This window comes from Pseudomonas sp. JR33AA (assembly GCF_021378985.1).
Lineage (GTDB): Bacteria > Pseudomonadota > Gammaproteobacteria > Pseudomonadales > Pseudomonadaceae > Aquipseudomonas > Aquipseudomonas alloputida.
The window spans coordinates 13,889-29,597 of the sequence record NZ_JAJSAW010000019.1 but is presented as its reverse complement, the minus strand read 5'-3'; the positions used below and the strand labels follow the sequence as shown (position 1 = coordinate 29,597).

Genomic DNA, 15,709 nt, shown 5'->3' with positions numbered 1-15,709 from the left:
GACTATAGGGAGATGGCGGGGGCCTGAAAAACGATGGAATCCGGGTCTGACTGGCGTTTTTTTTAATGGCTGCGGGCCGGGCGCTGCAAAAGCCACCCGGCCACGTGGGCGCTTAGGCCAGGTTGCGCTTGAGCTCGGCGATATGCTCCGGGCCAATGCCACAGCAACCGCCGACCATGCTGGCACCCCGCGCACGCCAGTCCTTGGCCCATGCCAGGTAACCGGGCGGGTCGAGGTCTTCGCGCAGTTCGTCCAGGCCATCGTTGGCAGTGGCTTCTTTGGGCTGCGGTGGGAAGGCGTTGGCATAGGCACCAATGGCGATCTCGGCGTTGTGTCGCTCGATGACCGCGCGCGCGGTATCAATGGCGGCGCCGATCACCTCAGGCTGGCTGCAGTTGAACAACACCGCCGCCACCCCCAGGCTGACTGCGGCTTCGATGGCTTCGGCCACCGGTTCACCGGAACGCAGGCGCGCAACGTCGTCGACGTCCTCGTCCTGCAGGGTGAATGACACCCAAAACGGCCTGCCGTCTGTCGGCAAATGGCTATGAATGGCCCGCACTTCGGCCACGGAACTCTGGGTTTCGGCCAGCCACAGGTCAACATGCGGGGCCAGGCCCTGAAGCAGCGGGGTCAACACCTCGGCCACACGCTCGGGCTGGAACAGGTCGGGGCGGTAGGAGCCGAACAGCGGCGGCAGCGAACCGGCCACCCTGACCGGGTGCGCGCCGGCATCGGCCGCGTGCCGCGCAAGCTGGCCTGCGATATGGGCCAGCTGTCGCCCCTCGGCGGCAAAGCGTTCTTCACCGATGTGGAACGGCACTACCGCATAGCTGTTGCTGGTGATGACCTGCGCACCCGCCTCGATGAAGGCTGCATGCACGCCCACGACCGCCTCCGGCGCCTCGCTCAGCGCCAGCGCCGACCACTCGGGCTGGCGAAACGGTGCGCCACTGCGCTGCAGCTCTCGGCCCATGCCGCCGTCCAGAATTACCATCGTTCGCTCTGCCATATAACTTCTCTGAAGGTTCTTATGAATAAAATTCATTATGGGGATTGGCGGTTATAACTATTAAATACCCTATCACCCATTTGCCCAACATATCAGGTATGTACATGCGATTTTCTTCTCTGCTGGGTGCGGGCCTTGTACTGCTCGCAACTGCCACCCAAGCCTTTGCCGGCGCCACATTGGAGCGGGTTGAATCGCGCAAGGAAATGGTCAATGTGCTGATGGAAAGCTACCCGCCGTTTTCCTTCCTCAATGACCATAACCAGCTCGACGGTTACGACGTGGACGTGGCCAAGGCAGTGGCCGACAAGCTCGGCGTCAAACTGCGCCTGGAAACACCGTCCTGGGACGTGATCGCCGCTGGCCGCTGGAGCGGTCGCTACGACATCTGCATTTGCTCGATGACCCCCAGCAAGGCACGCGCCGAGGTGTTCGACTTCCCCGTGGAGTACTACGCATCGCCCGCCGTGATCGTGGTCAATGCCTCGGATGAGCGCATCCATGGCGCCAAAGACCTGGAAGGCCGCAAAGTGGGTTCGATCAGCGCATCGAGCTACGAAAGCTACCTGAACAAGAACCTGGTCATTGAAGGCAAGGAAGAGCAGAAGATCGATTACCCGTTCGACTTCGTACAGGCTGCGCCCTACGACACTGAAAACGTTGCCTTCCAGGACCTGGGCCTGGGCACTGGCGTGCGCCTGGACGCCATCATTACCAACCTGGTGACCGCGCAGCCGCGCCTGCAACAGGACAAGCGCTTCAAGCTGGCCGGCGCGCCGCTGTATGAAGAGCCCAACGCGGTGGCCATCGAAAAAGGCGACCCTGAGTGGGATGCCAAGGTACGCCAGGTGTTCGCCGAGCTGAAGGCTGATGGCACCCTGGCCAAGCTGTCGCAGAAATGGATTGGCGCCGACATCAGCAAATGAGCACCTTCCCCCCCTCCCCCAAGCCCGTGGCAAAGCCTGCGGGCGCCGGCCTGTTCGGCTTTCGCAGCCGGTTACTGCTGACCTGGCTGGCGCTTTTCGGGCTGTTTGTCGCCTTCTTCCTCAGCTTTGACCTGAAGTTCGCCATCATTCTGGAGAAGTTTCCCAACCTGGCCGGCTTCAAGCTGGGGCCCAATGGTTTTCTGCAAGGCGCCGCACTGACCCTGTTCCTGTGCCTGTGCTCGATGGTGGTATCCGTGCTGCTCGGCTTTGCCGCCGCGCTGGCACGGTTATCCACCAGCGCGGTGCTGGTGGGGGTCGCCAGCTTCTACACCTCGTTCTTCCGTGGCACGCCGCTGCTGATCCAGATTCTGCTGATCTACCTGGGGCTACCGCAGGTGGGCCTGGTACCCGGCGCCATCAGCGCCGGCATCATTGCCTTGTCGCTGAACTACGGGGCCTACCTGAGCGAGATCTTCCGCGCCGGCATCCTCGGCGTGGCCCGTGGGCAACGTGAAGCAGCATTGGCGCTGGGCATGCGCACGCCGCAGATCTTCTGCCACGTCATCCTGCCCCAGGCCATGCGGGTGATCATTCCGCCCACCGCCAACCAGTTCATCTCGATGCTCAAGGACTCGTCGCTGATATCCGTGATGGGGGTATGGGAGGTGATGTTTCTGGCGCAGTCGTATGGGCGTTCGAGCTATCGCTACCTGGAAATGCTCACCACCGCTGCGGTGATCTACTGGGTGCTGTCGATACTGCTGGAGCTGCTGCAGGCGCGCCTGGAGCGGCATTTTGGCAAGGCTTATCAGCGCTGAGGGCTGAACTGGCAGGGGCACTGTGGGAGCGGCTTTAGCCGCGAACACCGGCGCAGCCGGTGCCATGCACCGCGTTGGATTCTTCGCGGCTAAAGCGCCCACAACGTCACAGCGCCTTCATTTCAGCAATATCCCGAGCCACCTGGTCTGCCGAGTGGTCGAACATCGCCTGTTCCTGCGCATCCAGCGGCAACTCGATAATCCGCGCAAGCCCGTTGTCTGCCAGTACACAGGGTACCCCCATGGCGATATCCGTTCGCCCATATTCGCCCTCGAGAATCGCCACCGCCGGCAAGATACGGTTCCGCCCCTTGGCGATCGCATCGACCATCTGCGCAATGGCCACGCCCGGTGCATCGCAGGCGCTCCCCATCTTTTTCAACCCCAGAATCTCGCCGCCGCCCTTACGGGTGCGCTCGACAATCTGCTCGATCTGCTCATCGGACAGGAAGTGCGACAGCGGCACCGAGCCGATCTGGCAGTAGCGCATCAACGGCACCATGCTGTCGCCATGCCCGCCCAGCACCAGCGCCGTGATATCCCGTGCAGAAAACCCGGTTTGCTCGGCGATGAAACACTTCATGCGCGCGGTATCCAGCACCCCCGCCTGCCCGAACACCTTGTCGCGCCCCTGCCCGCTCACGCTCCAGGCGCGGTAGGTGAGCACATCGACCGGGTTGGACACCACCAGCACCGTCGCTGTCGGCGCGTGGTGCTTGATATCCGCCATGATGCTGTCGAGGATTGGCAGGTTGGTGCTCAATACATCCTGACGCGACTGGCCGGGCTTGCGCGGCACGCCCGCCGTGATCACCACCAGCTCGGAACCCTCCAGCATCTCGGCTTTGGCCCCGCCATGAACATGGGTATCGGAACCTGAATCTACAGCGGCCTGCCAAACGTCCAGCGCCTTGCCCTGCGCCAGTTCACCCTGCACGTCCATCAACACCAGCTCACGGCACAACTCGTCCCGGGCGATGATCTGCGCCGCCGCCTCGCCGACCAGGCCGGCACCCACAATCGTTAATTTGTTCACCAGACACCTCCCAGCGGCGCGCGCCACCAGGAACACGCCTGCGTATAGAGAGAAGTATTGACCGCCACTGCGAAAAGGCCACCCGAAGGCTGATGGCTGGTAGCTGAGAGGACGCTGGGGCTTCTGAGGCTAGCGCCGGCCTGGAAAGATTCCAGCCCCGTGTTTTTCCGGGGCCCGGGGCTTGTGGGATGGTCTCAGTACCAGGATTTGCCAGCGGCCTTGCGGGAGCAACTGTCATGCACAAAGTTCAAAAGCTAGCGACATCACCGTGGGGACGGCGGCCTTGCCCCGCGAACACGGGCAAAGCCCTTGCCATCCACCACGCAGCCAGCTTCACAGGCAAAAAGCACTAGATGGCTGTTAGTTGAGGGCCAGCCCCGCTGTTGCTACCTGGCCCCACCCTTGATCAACGATCTGGCCTAACGCTCCAGACCCTGCTCGCTTCGTTCCATTACCTTCCCACACTGCTCACTGGCCAACCGGCTGATGATCCGGATCGCCTGATGGAACCGGCCGTGTTGCGAAAACTCAGACGCGGGTTGTGTTCCAAGCAAGTTAAGGTGGCAGCAGTACGCGGGTTGGCCGACCGGGACGAAAGGAGCCCGGCACACCCGAAGGTGTCCCGCGCACCACCGCCATAACACGACATCGCGGGCACAAAAAAAGCGCCTGCGATGAAGACTGGGCGCTGATGCGCCTTTCGATTCCGACCGGCCAAGGTCGCGTCGCCGATGCTTCGGCGACTGAGGGACTTTATTCCTAGGTGGCTGTTTTCGCAAGTTTTCGAGAGTACGAATGAACTGCGCGTTTCGTAGGAAATTGCTCGCCACAAGTAACGCACACACGCCAGGCCTTGTGCGGTCCGTGTAGGAGCTGGCTTGCCTGCGATGGGCTGCGCAGCAGCCCCATACCCCGGCCTGACAGGAATCACCCAGCATCGGCCTTCAACAGAAGGAGCCAGCTGCAACCCCGACATTTGGCCCACCGCTCATCAACTGCTACCAGACTTAATGCCGCAACCAATCAGCAAGAGGAACGATGGGATGAGACTTTATTTGCATCCCACATCACTCTCACTTTTCCTGACCGATTTTCCGTATCCGTGGCGATACCGGCCTCGACAGTGCCTTCTTCGCTTTGGCTGCCGCAGGGCTTTTACCTCGTTTCGGTCCGGCCACCACGTTGGAACTGGCCAGCGGCGCGGCCACAGAGACTGGCCCACCAGCCTTCAACTGACCAACAGTGTTGCCGACCAGCGTTGCAGTGGGCTTATCTTTGGCAGTCATCACCATCCCCATCCGTACGCCAAAGAGACGCAGCACCGCCTCCAAAGTGCTGAGCTTCGGATTCGACTTCCCGCTTTCCAGTTCGTACAGGCTTTTCGTGGATATCTTGCACATGGCCGCGAAGGTCTCTTGGTCAAGCCCGGTGACTTCAAGCCGCAGACGGCGGATGGACGTGCCAATTGGATCGAGCCCCGCCGCGTTGCGCTTGACGATATCCTCTACAAGCTGGGCGCGCTCTTCAGGCTGTAGCTTTTTCATCGCAGTCCCCACTCCACCAGTCGTTTATCCAGGTTATTCACGGGTAGCGAGGCTGCATTGCGCATCGATTCAGGCGCATCGGTCAGCAGATCGGGCAACGCCCTGAATGCCTCAGCCGCATGCATCAACCGTTGCAGCAGTACATCGGGATCAGTGTAACCAACAAGTTCAGCGCAGTTGTCGCGCCAATTAGAAGACCCCTTGCGCTCCGCCGCCCACTTCGTCGTCCGTGTGATGCCCTCTTCATCCAGGATCATTGGCGCGAGGTCATAGATTGGCGCCAAACGAAACCTCCCACCCACACGCATGATGGAGGTGTTGCGGCCGTGGTTATCGGTGTTCCCTAGAATGCGGTTCAGCAGATCGCGCCGCACGTACTCGAACACCAGGTCGTCCACTTCATCCTGCTGGCCGTTATCGATCCATAGACCTACCAGTCGGTGAACCACTTCGGCATGCGCCATCGGATGCGCGTACCCGGTAATACCGCAGATCGAGTACACCGACTCCAGCGGTATCCGCTCCACCACGCCATCCACTACTCCGCGATCAAATCGTGGCATCCAGAGACTTGGCTTCACTGCTTCTTCAAGCGACAAACCATCAGAGGGAACCGTATCAAGGCCGAGGGCAGCAACCGCCTTGTAGTAATGAAACTCTGTTCGCAGGATGTCTTGGTCGCGCTCGCCGCCCCGATTACGCGCGAATTTGATCAGCCAGTGACGGCACGCCTGGTCATCGGGGAGCATCGCATCAGCGTACAAAGCACCGTTGTGGGCTTCGGTCATGACCAGCTTGGGGGCTTGCCCGTTGGCACCGGTAGCACCGCCCAACGCCGCGCCGGTTTCATAGGCGTACTCAAGAAATTCGTTCGTCCTGTCCACGACCTCAGCACGCTCAAAAGCCTCGTTCCGATCCGCCTGAAGGCCTTCCACCGATTCCTTGATGCGCAGGTGCCCAATAGGCGCCGGCGTGAAGCGTTCCAGAAGGTACAGCCCCATTTCCACACCTTCGGGCTTGAGACGCCCGTAGCGGGATTGAAGAGAGTCCTTGGCAGCACCAGAGGGAATGATGTCGTAGAGGAATGCTGGATACCCTTTGACGTCATGGTGGTCCCAGTTCAACGGAAGGTTAACGCTTAGGGCGAGTTCGCAACGATCTTCCATTCGATCAACGTTCGCGATGATGTAGTCGCCGTCGTATGCGACAAGGCACCTTCCATCAGCAACACGCTCGGGGTTCTCAACCGTGAGTGTCGCTGCATCGCTCCATGCACCATCGGAGAAAGCCTGGATCGTTAGTCTGAGCGGCATCACGACACCATTAATCAGCATTTGAATGCTGACTAATATAGTGCGCACAGCCTAAATCGGCAATATTTTGCCGATTAAATGCTTCAGAATAGAGAAACCGGTACCACACTACCGATTATGTATCCACAGCGCACGGGATGGTGCTAGAGATAGTTGCTGCGCCTGGGGAAGCAGGCACTGCCTGTGATTCGGCCCTTGGGTTATAGAACCATGTTTATTTGCCTAACGAGACGATTCCTACGAGCAACGCGGATCTAGGACTAGGCACGACCTAGCGGTTTGGGAACTAGAGTCCTCCCCCTTTTTGTTCACTCCCGAAAATAAAAAAGGGGGACAGACCCCAATAGCACTTACTTAACGTGCTTCGAGTGCCCATTTTTTCTGACCTCTGCCCTTGCTGATCGACCTGGCTTAATCAGCGAGCCCGAGCGTGCTGGCAATGCTGTTGACCACCAAGTAAGTCGATGGCTTGCCGCTGCACCGTTTTGAAACGGTGCTGAGCCGCCGCGTCAGACCTTGGCGCGCTGGGTGATTCAGTGTGGTGAGCACCTGCAACCACTGCTGAGTCTGATGCGCGACCGGTTGCTGGAAAGCCCGGTCATCCATTGCGATGAAACCCGCGTCCAAGTTATGAAGCGCTGTTGCCGTGGAACTGTTCATTAGAAATGCCACGGTAAACGATGGCCTCACCTTGCGCTAGGTGGGGTTCATGGATCGCTTACTTTTTTCGGGGCCCTGGGCTTGTGGAATGGTCTCAGTACCAGGGCTTGCCCCGTCGCAGGTCCGTAGTGACCTTTCGCCCCCGTGTTCGTTAAGGGGGTGATACTGTAATCACCGTTGAGCCGGAGAACGGACCCGGTTTGACAGTCCCAATGCTACTCAGTCTCGAACGAATATTCAGCGAGCCATTTCGGCCGTCAGGAAGCCTTACATTGACACCCGAGGTAGCGTCCTCGCCATTGACTGTAATGCTTGAAAACAAGCTGCCATTATCTCTGAGTGGCACTCCCCGAGAGTCTGGTCTGGATGCTGTAACCGTGACGCTAGATGGCCCAGAGCACTGCACTTTGAGCACGGTCGAAGCCGTTGACATGTTGATTTCCCGGTCAGATACCGGCGTGTGAGTAATGATGGAGTTACCCGTGATAGAGCAGGAAAGCGGCGGCGCAACGACACGGTTACAATAATAACCCCAATCGTTGACCGCTCCCCCAAGGTTAGGGCCGGTGTGGGACCAGTTAAAACGGAAGCATAACTGACTAGAGGGATACTCTGCCGGCACTAGAATCGATCCGCTCAGGGGCACGGTGACCCCCTGCTTTTGAAGGTCCGAGAGCAGTTCGCCCGAGCCGTAGGAGGTACGGCGAATAGGTATCTCCCATCTACCATATGACCATGTACCCCAGGAATTCGAATCTCTTATCACCAAGTAAAAGTTACAGGTTGAGACAGCTCGATCGGTACTTACACACGGGTTCGGGTCCCTGGAATCGACCGTCCAGTTATTGACTACAAAATAATAACGTACCCCGCTGCCCTCATAACGACTTGACGTGCTGGTAATCGAAGGTACGGCCTGTACTTGCGCTGCCAAGCCGCCCGAAAGCAATAGCAATACGCTGCGTAGTACAACCGCATACGACATATTCATAATTACGTTACTCATATGTGAGGGCAAACGTCAGGGATGCGTCAAAGTCGCCCTGGCCGAGCGCGCGGTTGGCGAGCACCTCGGCTTTGCCTTGCAGGTAGGCATTGAAACTGATCTGGTAACTGCCACTGCTCAGATCGCCCATACGGTGAGTCTTGTTCAATGGCAAAGCCTTGCCAGCAGGTGTTTCCAACCCGACCATCAGGCCTTTCACCGTGGCGCTTTGAACCAGCAAAAGCCCTGCCGGATCACTACTTTCGTTGCCGTTGAACGTGATGCTGACTGAACGCTGGCCAGTACCCAGGTCGCAGTTCTGCAAGTGCAGTTCGATCGGTCGGCCTACGGTTCTGCCGTTTAGATAGAGGTCTTTGTCCACCACGGTTTTAAAGTCCAGTTCGACCAGTTGGTCTTCCTCGGCCAGCACGCATGGCTCGTTCACCAAGGTGCCGGAGAAGTACAGGTTGTCTTCTGCCGCATGTACTACCGGTAACCAAAGGCTGGCGGCCAACCAGGCGTTCAGGGTCATTGCCCACTTGCCCATACATCCTCCTAGTAGATTTCAGCCATCAGTAGCGCAGAAGCGGTGAATTGCGTGCTGGGTAATTTCGCGCCGGCCAGTTTTACCGGGACGGCTTCCATTACCGGCAATGCCGCCTCGTAGATACTGATCTCGCGAGGCTTGTTGGGGATCAATGGGGTACCACCGAGCAGTACCTTGATGCCCAGGTTTTTCTCCGAGGTGTGCAGCGCGGCAGGGTCGAAACCTGCGTCGGTGCCCTTGAGCGTGAGTCGCATGTGCCAGGTGAAACCGCTCTCGTTCGCCCCCGGGCAGTCGATCTGGTAGGGGATTGTCTGGCGGTAACGCTCGCCATCGATACGGTTGACCGCAATGTTGCGCTCGAAGCGCACGTCGATACGCCCCCCCTTGTCGCTGACGGTACAACTGGGCGGCGCCAGCAGCTGGCCAGTGAACAGCATGTTTTCCGCGCCAACGGATGGCAGGGACAAGGCTGCGAGCGCCAGTATGGCCATGCTACGGTGCAGACTGTTCATCGATAATCCACCACCAGCGTTGCGCCGGCCCTGAATGGGCCTGCCTTGATTTCGCTGTTCGCTCGCTTGACCAGCACCGCTTGCAGCTTGGGAGTCTTGCCACTATTGAAATCGACCCAGCTATTGACTGGCAGGCGAGCGCCGTCCTTTTTGATGGCAATACCCAGGTTGTCCTGCCCAGGCACCTTCAGCAGCGTGGCGTCGAACGCAGGTTCGGCCTGGACCTGCAGGCGCAACTCATTGGTGGTCGCACGCCGGCAGTCCAGTTGGTAGGTCAGGTCGATGGTCTTGTAGCTGCCATCGATGCGGGCGGTCTGCACCTCGTCAAAGCGTCCCATGATCGGTTGCCCGTTGTTGATATCGCACGGAATAGCCGCATAGACGGTGCCTTCGATCCTTACCACCTGGTCGATAGCATGGGACATGGATGCATAACCAAATAGCATGGTCAGCAGTGCAGGACGTACGAAGGTCATTGCGGATGCCTCAGTCATACGCCAGGTTCACATTGATGCTGGCGCGGAAGGCGCCCGGGCGCAGCGGGGCAGCCGTGCGCTCGGGGCGGACGTAATAGGTCAGCTGGTTGTTGCCGGGCGTGACGAACCAGGCTGATGCAGCACGCCCCAGACGCACGTCGTTACTCTGGACATCCAGTAGGCGCAAGCCGAAGCCCTCGGCACCGACCACCTTGATCAGCTCCGGCGTATCTGCATCGGCGAGGGCGGTAAAGGTCAGCGCAGCCACCGGCTCGATGGCGCTCCAGAACAAGGTGCCTTGCTGCTCATCCTGGCGGCCACCGCTGGTGCGTATACACCCCTGCAGCTTGAGCTGCAGTGCCAAGGGGGCGCCCTGATCGCCCATTCGTGCCAGTTGGGCGGTACTCAGGTCGCCCATCGACAAGCTTTGATAAACCGAGCTCGGGTCCAGGAAGCAGGCGCTTTCAAGCAGCGTCCCGCTCACCTGAAACTCAGCTACCTGGGGGTTGCCGGCGGCATGGGACACCATTGAAACAGTGGCACTGCAGAGCACGGCGGCGAAACAGACTCGGAGTCCAGGCATCATCAATTGCCCTCACGTGAATGGATCATGGCCCAGCGTCAGCGCTGGCTGGCAACAGGGCTGGCGGTGCAGGTGGTTGCTGCACAGCTGAACTGCAGTTGCGGGCGGCCACCATAGTCATTGACGTAGGTAAGTACCGGCTTGTCGCCCAACACTTTGCTCGTTACGCCCAAGTCGAGTTGGCCCATGGGTTCGATCATCAGCGGCTTAAAGTCGGTTGCACCCTCAGCCTTGAGGTTGGGCATGGCATCGATCAGCGTGACGTAGTAAGGGGTCGGGTTGTTCACCAAATAACGGTCACCCTGGCGGGTCAAAGTCAGCTTTTCTTGCCAGGGGGCTGTGTTGATACCGGCCCGAGCGGCAATCGACGCAGGGCGATAGAACAGCTTCACCCGCGTTTGCAGGGCAATCTGCAAGGTATTGGCTTTATCGCTGCGTGGCGGAATTTCACGCAGGTTGAAATAGAACAGCGACTCACGGTCCTGAGGCAGTTTGCTCAGCTCAGGCAGGGCCTGAATCTTTACCTGGCTGTTGGTCCCGGCCTCCAGGCGCTGAATGGGCGGCACCACTGCCATAGGGCTGGTGATTTTCTCGGACTGTTCATTTTCAATCCAGGCCTGGGCCAGGTAAGGCAACTGGGTGTTCTGGTTGCTGACATTGAGACTGATTGATTTCTCGCTGCCAACAAAGATTACCCGGGTACGGTCCAGCGAAATCGCGGCCAGACTGGTTTGTGCCACACAAGTGCCGATCAGAGTGAGCAGCGTCAGCGTGCTGCGTTTGAAACTAATATTCATAAAAGTACCTGTTGCGGATAGGTTAAGCGGTGGCGTCGTCCACATCGCTGTCGGGCTGGCACACCATCTCTAGGTGCCGTTCCGGCGAGACCACCTGGTCGGGCAAGGTGAAGTGGCAACGTGCCTGGCCATCCCAGTGCAGCGACATGGTCTCACCCGGCTTCATGCCGCTCAGGTATGTCAGCCCTTCTTCACCGACAATACCGGTCTCCTGGCCGCGGCCGTTCTTGGCAGTGGCACCGAACGGCGGTGCGCTGCGGCTGGCCATGCGGATGACGACCATGGCCTTGTGGCCACCGATCACATCGAAACTGCGGTAACCGATTGCACCTTCAGTCAGGGTGGCCTGGATGACGGACTGAGTGGCTTCGATATCGTCGGGTAGCTGGTCCAGAACAACGCTGGCCTGGTTGCGGTAATAGCTGTTTACGTCAGACACCACAGCCTTGCCGAAGCGGTTGGTACGGGTTACCCCACCGTTGCCACGCACGGGAACATCCGCGACGCCTTGTGTATCAAGCAGCAGCCGCGTGCCCCCCATGACGCCGCTGCGGTGCAGTGCTGCGCCTTGCCCTGTAAGGGTGGCACCGCCCTGCACGTTCAGGCCGGCCGAGGTGTACTCACCCGCCTGGTAGCTGGCGGTGGCCACGACCTGGGCCTGGTCCCCGTCATGGGACAGGAAGCCGCTGACGCTCTCCCCGCGTGAAGCCTTGCCGGCGCTGAGCATGTAGTGGCTACGCTCGTCGATACGGTCGTAATAGCTCAGGCTGTGGGAGGTGTCGCCGCGGTTGACCGACGAGCTGTAGCTGAACGAACCGGTGCTGTCCCAAGGGATATTGAGTGACAGGTAGGCGCCATCATCGGTAGTGCCATTACCCTTGTTCTGATAGGCCGTCAGCGACAAACTGAGGTTCCTCAAGCCACCGACGTCGAAATAGCGCGACAACGACAGGCTGTAGCGGTCGCTCGACCGGCTGTTCCAGTATGTCTGGTGGTTGTAGTTGAGGTACATGCTGAGCGAAGAATCGCGAAACTGTTTGCTCACTGTTGCGGTATACAGCTCCTTGCTCTGGTTCAGCGGCTGGCCGCCGCGCTGGATTTCAACGAATTCGTTCATGCTCAGGTAGTTCTTCTCGGAGAACCGGTAACCGGCGAAAGTAACCTGGCTGTCGAGCTCATCGAATCGCTTGGAATAGCTGGCACGGTAGGACTTGCCGCTCAAGGTGTCGCGCTGCGGCACGGTGGCCCGCGATTGAGTGACGTCAAACGACAATGCACCGAACGCCATCAGGTCTCGCCCCACACCCACGGCTAAAGCGCCATAGTCCTTAGCACCCAGGCTGCCGCCATACAGCGACCAGCCGTTGCTCACACCCCAGGAGAACTCACCGGTAGCGAACGCCGGGCCGTCGAGTTTGTGCTCCCAATCGGAGGGTTTGCCGGTTGCCAGCTTGTAGCGCACTGCACCCGGGCGGGTGAGGTAAGGGATGCTGGCGGTGTCTATCTGAAACTCCTGAACGCTGCCATCCTGTTCCTCGACGCGCACATCGAGTTGGCCAGAAACTGCATCGTTGAGGTCCTGGATGCGGAACGCACCTTGTGGTACCTGGGTTTCGTATAGCACCCGGCCTTGCTGGCGAATGATTACCCGCGCGTTGGTCCGGGCCACACCAGTGACTTCCGGGGCATAGCCTCGGAGATTGGGCGGCAGCATGTTGTCATTGCTGCTCAGGTTAATACCGGTATAGCGGAAACTGCCGAACATGTTCGAGTCCAGGTAGTCTTCCCCGACAATCAGGCTCGAACGCAGCGAGGGCACAGCCCGCAGCACATAGAAACGGCTCCATTCGAACTGGTTGTTCGAGGGCTGGCCAGCGTCGTGTTGCATTTGCGCCTGCCAATCTCCACGCAAGCGCCAGGCCCCCAGGTTTACCCCGGTAGTACCGTTGCCACTGAGGTGGTCATTACGACCCCGGCCGCGCTTGCGCTCGGTAGATTGAACGTTGAGGTTGTAATCGAACAGCACCCCGGAAATACCCTCATCCCAACGGGACGGCGGGTCCCAGTTCGCGGCGGTATATTCCAGCTGGTCCTGGGGGATACTCACGTAGAGCGCCGCGGTGGCGAGGTTGCCCCGTGCCTGCATACCCGAAACGCTGCTTAAATCCAGGCAAACGCCGTCGTGCCACCAGACCAACGCCTTGGCAACCCGCTCTTTCAAACCCAACTCATTGACTAACGCCGGCGAAAGGCAGGCAACGCTGTTTTTTGGATCATCATCGGCCAGAACATAATCGACGGCAAATTCCGCCAACGCCTCGTTGTTCACGTGCACCATCAGGCTGTATTGGCCGGGCATGATGAAGTTCGCGGACGCAAATACCCCAAGATCAAGGTTCTCACGGTCCTTGACGTCGAGTACGTCAGTGTTGAATTGGAGTTCCTCGGCTGCACTTGCCAACGTCGCGACACAACACAACGCCATAGTAGCCAGTACTTTACGATGATCCACGTGACTAAATCCTTGAACGAAGCTGCAGTAACGCCTGCAGTTCAGAAGTGCTGAATATTCAGCTTGATCGTGGCGTGATAATCGCCAGCCTCCAGTACACGCCCGCTACCGACGAGCGTCAGCGAATAGTTGAGCAGCAAACGCTCGGTAGAGAGTGCTCCGTATTCAAGCGTCATACCGGGAGAGATCAATTTTCCTTGACTGTCCTTTATCTGCAACGCGATCCCTTTTGCATCGCCCTGAAGACCGAAATTTTCATCATGCCGCTGACCTTCAAATTTCAACATGAAACCCTGAACAGGAGGGCCGCTTCTGTTTTTTTCTGGCGTAATGCAATCGCTTATATAAATAGTCAGGGCCTGCCGGACGGACGGGTCACCACTTAACAAACCACTCACCGCCAGAGGCTTGAAGGAAACTATCTGATTGTTATTACCGACGCGAATGTTACAGCCACTATCGACGATGCTCCCGGTCAATTGCACACGCCCTTTGAGTGCATCGGCAGCACACCAGGGAACTGCCAAAGGGCCAAGGACCAGGAACAGCAATGCGCTTGAGCGAATCATCCAAACCTCCGCAGGTTTCCCTACAGCGCATAGTCCAAATGCGCTGTAGGGAAGCTCAGTGACGAATGACGTTACTGATACGCGAGGGTGAAGTTGGCGAAGGTCTCGAAGTCACCCGGCTCGATTTCGGTTGCAGCACCACCAGCCGCGCTGTCGCCCTGCAGGTATGCACTGAACTGCAGGTAGGTGTCGCCATCGGACAGGGTCTGCGCTGGGGATGCAGTGCCCAGCTTGATCAGATCGCCCTTGTGGTCTGCAATGGCCAGGCTAGCGCCTTTGGCAGTCCCCTTGAGCGCCAGCAGGTCTGGGTTGGAGGCAGGGGAACCGGTGAAGGTAGCAGTAGCCGATTTCAGGGCACCCATCTCACAGCCGCGAAGTTCGATCTTGAACTTGGTCGGGTAGGACTTGCCGCCGTTTTTCAGGGCAACGTTGGCAATCTGATCCATGTCGACTGTCTGGTACTGAGATTCTTGAGCAATGGAGCATGGCGCATCAATAATAGAACCTTTGAAGGTAATAACACCGTGCCCTTGGTCCTTGGCAAAGCTAGCAGCCGAAGTTGCCGCCAAAGTAACGGCCATTACTGCGCCAGCCAACGTACTCAATTTCATTTGACACTCCTACGTTTATTTTGAAGTCCAGAAGAGGATTACAATTGAACTGCCTTAGCCGGGGTATCGCCGTACCCTTGAGCTAGAGCCATTGTAGGAGTGCGTAGAGAAGAAATGAGTAGGACGTTGCCGACGCAGGCCTAGGAAATTTCCTACAGGACTTTTCTGAAATACTTAGGAGATAAGTGCATTTCGCTTGGCGATTTCCGCCAGATCGACCAGTGAAGCAGCACCCAGCTTTTGCAGCAGGCGCGTCTTGTAGGTGCTGACCGTCTTGTTGCTGAGTAACAGCATTTCACCAATCTGCTTGTTTGAGTAGCCTTGGCTTAAATAGCCCAACACTGTCAACTCACGATCGGTAAGAGAGTTTATTTGTTCCCGCTCCGTCAGTTGATCTGCCGAGTTGACACTATCAAAAGCCAAGCGCGGAAAGAAGGTATAACCGGCATCGACCGCCTTGATGGCGGTAACCAGGCTGCCCAGGTCTTCTTCTTTGTTGACGAAGCCACGAGCCCCCAGCTGGATACAGCGTCGGCACACAGAGTCTGCCGGGTGCGACGTCAGGATCAGAATCTCGCTGCGTACTTTCAGGCTTTTGATTCTGGAAATAACCGTGTAGCCATCCATCTTAGGAATGCCAATATCGAGAACAACCACTTGCGGCATCAGCTCGCGTACGAGCTGGACAGCGTCGACCCCATTGTCTGCTTCACCCACCACGCGCATGCCGTGCTTTTCCAGCAGGACTCTGACCGCGAGTCGAATGACCGGATGATCGTCAACAATCAGAACGCTATGCATAACGGGT

General features: G+C 58.4%; 16 protein-coding genes and 1 pseudogene. 3 read left to right on the top strand and 14 right to left on the bottom strand.

The genetic code is table 11. The annotated features are described in order from the left end of the window. Positions 1–112 precede the first annotated feature (112 nt). The gene (locus LVS58_RS21970) at positions 113–997 is read right to left on the bottom strand and encodes a homocysteine S-methyltransferase family protein (protein ID WP_233692796.1); all 885 of its coding nucleotides are present in this window, start codon (positions 995–997) and stop codon (positions 113–115) included. 119 nt (positions 998–1,116) lie between these two features. On the opposite strand from LVS58_RS21970, the gene LVS58_RS21965 reads away from it, so the two are divergent. Together LVS58_RS21965 and LVS58_RS21960 are read left to right on the top strand one after the other, a co-directional pair. Further along, positions 1,117–1,938, top strand: a complete 822-nt coding sequence (locus LVS58_RS21965) for an ABC transporter substrate-binding protein (RefSeq protein ID WP_233692795.1) — start codon at positions 1,117–1,119, stop codon at positions 1,936–1,938. Then, entirely contained in the window at positions 1,935–2,756 is an 822-nt protein-coding gene (locus LVS58_RS21960; protein WP_233692794.1) for an amino acid ABC transporter permease, read from the top strand. The genes LVS58_RS21965 and LVS58_RS21960 overlap by 4 nt, the downstream gene beginning before the upstream one ends. Positions 2,757–2,862: 106 nt before the next feature. Here the strand turns inward: LVS58_RS21960 and LVS58_RS21955 are convergent, their stop codons facing one another. The 3 genes from LVS58_RS21955 to LVS58_RS21945 form a co-directional block, all read right to left on the bottom strand. Beyond that, a complete protein-coding gene (locus tag LVS58_RS21955; RefSeq protein WP_233692793.1) occupies positions 2,863–3,792 on the bottom strand; it encodes a malate dehydrogenase in 930 nt (309 codons plus the stop codon). Between the two features lie 1,073 nt (positions 3,793–4,865). Further along, positions 4,866–5,336 (bottom strand): helix-turn-helix domain-containing protein, encoded by a 471-nt coding sequence (locus LVS58_RS21950; protein WP_233692792.1) that lies wholly within the window; start codon positions 5,334–5,336, stop codon positions 4,866–4,868. Beyond that, positions 5,333–6,649, bottom strand: a complete 1,317-nt coding sequence (locus LVS58_RS21945) for a type II toxin-antitoxin system HipA family toxin (protein ID WP_233692825.1) — start codon at positions 6,647–6,649, stop codon at positions 5,333–5,335. The genes LVS58_RS21950 and LVS58_RS21945 overlap by 4 nt, the downstream gene beginning before the upstream one ends. Positions 6,650–7,067: 418 nt before the next feature. On the opposite strand from LVS58_RS21945, the pseudogene LVS58_RS21940 reads away from it, so the two are divergent. Further along, positions 7,068–7,285, top strand: a pseudogene (locus tag LVS58_RS21940) (IS66 family transposase); the annotation flags it as partial. Positions 7,286–7,460: 175 nt separating this feature from the next. Here the strand turns inward: LVS58_RS21940 and LVS58_RS25385 are convergent. The 10 genes from LVS58_RS25385 to LVS58_RS21895 form a co-directional block, all read right to left on the bottom strand. After that, positions 7,461–8,294, bottom strand: a complete 834-nt coding sequence (locus LVS58_RS25385; protein ID WP_442796507.1) for an MrpH family fimbial adhesin — start codon at positions 8,292–8,294, stop codon at positions 7,461–7,463. Between the two features lie 13 nt (positions 8,295–8,307). Next, positions 8,308–8,841, bottom strand: a complete 534-nt coding sequence (locus tag LVS58_RS21935) for a fimbrial protein (RefSeq protein ID WP_233692791.1) — start codon at positions 8,839–8,841, stop codon at positions 8,308–8,310. Positions 8,842–8,849: 8 nt separating this feature from the next. Then, positions 8,850–9,353: a fimbrial protein gene (locus LVS58_RS21930; protein WP_233692790.1), complete on the bottom strand. Its 504-nt coding sequence runs from the start codon at positions 9,351–9,353 to the stop codon at positions 8,850–8,852. Beyond that, complete coding sequence (locus LVS58_RS21925; protein ID WP_233692789.1) at positions 9,350–9,829, bottom strand: fimbrial protein; 480 nt, start codon at positions 9,827–9,829, stop codon at positions 9,350–9,352. Before LVS58_RS21925 ends, LVS58_RS21930 begins: the two co-directional genes overlap by 4 nt. Before the next feature lie 10 nt (positions 9,830–9,839). Continuing rightward, positions 9,840–10,415 carry a fimbrial protein gene (locus LVS58_RS21920; protein WP_233692788.1) on the bottom strand — a complete coding sequence of 192 codons (576 nt, stop codon included), beginning with the start codon at positions 10,413–10,415 and terminating at the stop codon, positions 9,840–9,842. Between the two features lie 35 nt (positions 10,416–10,450). Then, the gene (locus LVS58_RS21915) at positions 10,451–11,209 is read right to left on the bottom strand and encodes a fimbria/pilus periplasmic chaperone (protein WP_233692787.1); all 759 of its coding nucleotides are present in this window, start codon (positions 11,207–11,209) and stop codon (positions 10,451–10,453) included. 22 nt (positions 11,210–11,231) lie between these two features. Continuing rightward, entirely contained in the window at positions 11,232–13,721 is a 2,490-nt protein-coding gene (locus tag LVS58_RS21910) for an outer membrane usher protein (RefSeq protein WP_233692786.1), read from the bottom strand. A 41-nt stretch (positions 13,722–13,762) separates the two neighbouring features. Next, positions 13,763–14,290: a fimbrial protein gene (locus tag LVS58_RS21905; protein ID WP_233692785.1), complete on the bottom strand. Its 528-nt coding sequence runs from the start codon at positions 14,288–14,290 to the stop codon at positions 13,763–13,765. 71 nt (positions 14,291–14,361) lie between these two features. Continuing rightward, positions 14,362–14,871 carry a fimbrial protein gene (locus LVS58_RS21900; protein ID WP_442796506.1) on the bottom strand — a complete coding sequence of 170 codons (510 nt, stop codon included), beginning with the start codon at positions 14,869–14,871 and terminating at the stop codon, positions 14,362–14,364. Positions 14,872–15,075: 204 nt separating this feature from the next. After that, a complete protein-coding gene (locus tag LVS58_RS21895) occupies positions 15,076–15,702 on the bottom strand; it encodes a response regulator transcription factor (protein ID WP_176685564.1) in 627 nt (208 codons plus the stop codon). Positions 15,703–15,709: the final 7 nt, after the last annotated feature.

Coding starts and splice junctions, on each gene's coding strand:
- LVS58_RS21970 (WP_233692796.1), bottom strand. CDS start 997: ATGGTAATTCTGGACGGCGGCATGGGCCGAGAGCTGCAGCGCAGTGGC.
- LVS58_RS21965 (WP_233692795.1), top strand. CDS start 1,117: ATGCGATTTTCTTCTCTGCTGGGTGCGGGCCTTGTACTGCTCGCAACT.
- LVS58_RS21960 (WP_233692794.1), top strand. CDS start 1,935: ATGAGCACCTTCCCCCCCTCCCCCAAGCCCGTGGCAAAGCCTGCGGGC.
- LVS58_RS21950 (WP_233692792.1), bottom strand. CDS start 5,336: ATGAAAAAGCTACAGCCTGAAGAGCGCGCCCAGCTTGTAGAGGATATC.
- LVS58_RS21945 (WP_233692825.1), bottom strand. CDS start 6,649: ATGCCGCTCAGACTAACGATCCAGGCTTTCTCCGATGGTGCATGGAGC.
- LVS58_RS25385 (WP_442796507.1), bottom strand. CDS start 8,294: ATGTCGTATGCGGTTGTACTACGCAGCGTATTGCTATTGCTTTCGGGC.
- LVS58_RS21935 (WP_233692791.1), bottom strand. CDS start 8,841: ATGGGCAAGTGGGCAATGACCCTGAACGCCTGGTTGGCCGCCAGCCTT.
- LVS58_RS21930 (WP_233692790.1), bottom strand. CDS start 9,353: ATGAACAGTCTGCACCGTAGCATGGCCATACTGGCGCTCGCAGCCTTG.
- LVS58_RS21925 (WP_233692789.1), bottom strand. CDS start 9,829: ATGACCTTCGTACGTCCTGCACTGCTGACCATGCTATTTGGTTATGCA.
- LVS58_RS21920 (WP_233692788.1), bottom strand. CDS start 10,415: ATGATGCCTGGACTCCGAGTCTGTTTCGCCGCCGTGCTCTGCAGTGCC.
- LVS58_RS21915 (WP_233692787.1), bottom strand. CDS start 11,209: ATGAATATTAGTTTCAAACGCAGCACGCTGACGCTGCTCACTCTGATC.
- LVS58_RS21905 (WP_233692785.1), bottom strand. CDS start 14,290: ATGATTCGCTCAAGCGCATTGCTGTTCCTGGTCCTTGGCCCTTTGGCA.
- LVS58_RS21900 (WP_442796506.1), bottom strand. CDS start 14,871: ATGGCCGTTACTTTGGCGGCAACTTCGGCTGCTAGCTTTGCCAAGGAC.
- LVS58_RS21895 (WP_176685564.1), bottom strand. CDS start 15,702: ATGCATAGCGTTCTGATTGTTGACGATCATCCGGTCATTCGACTCGCG.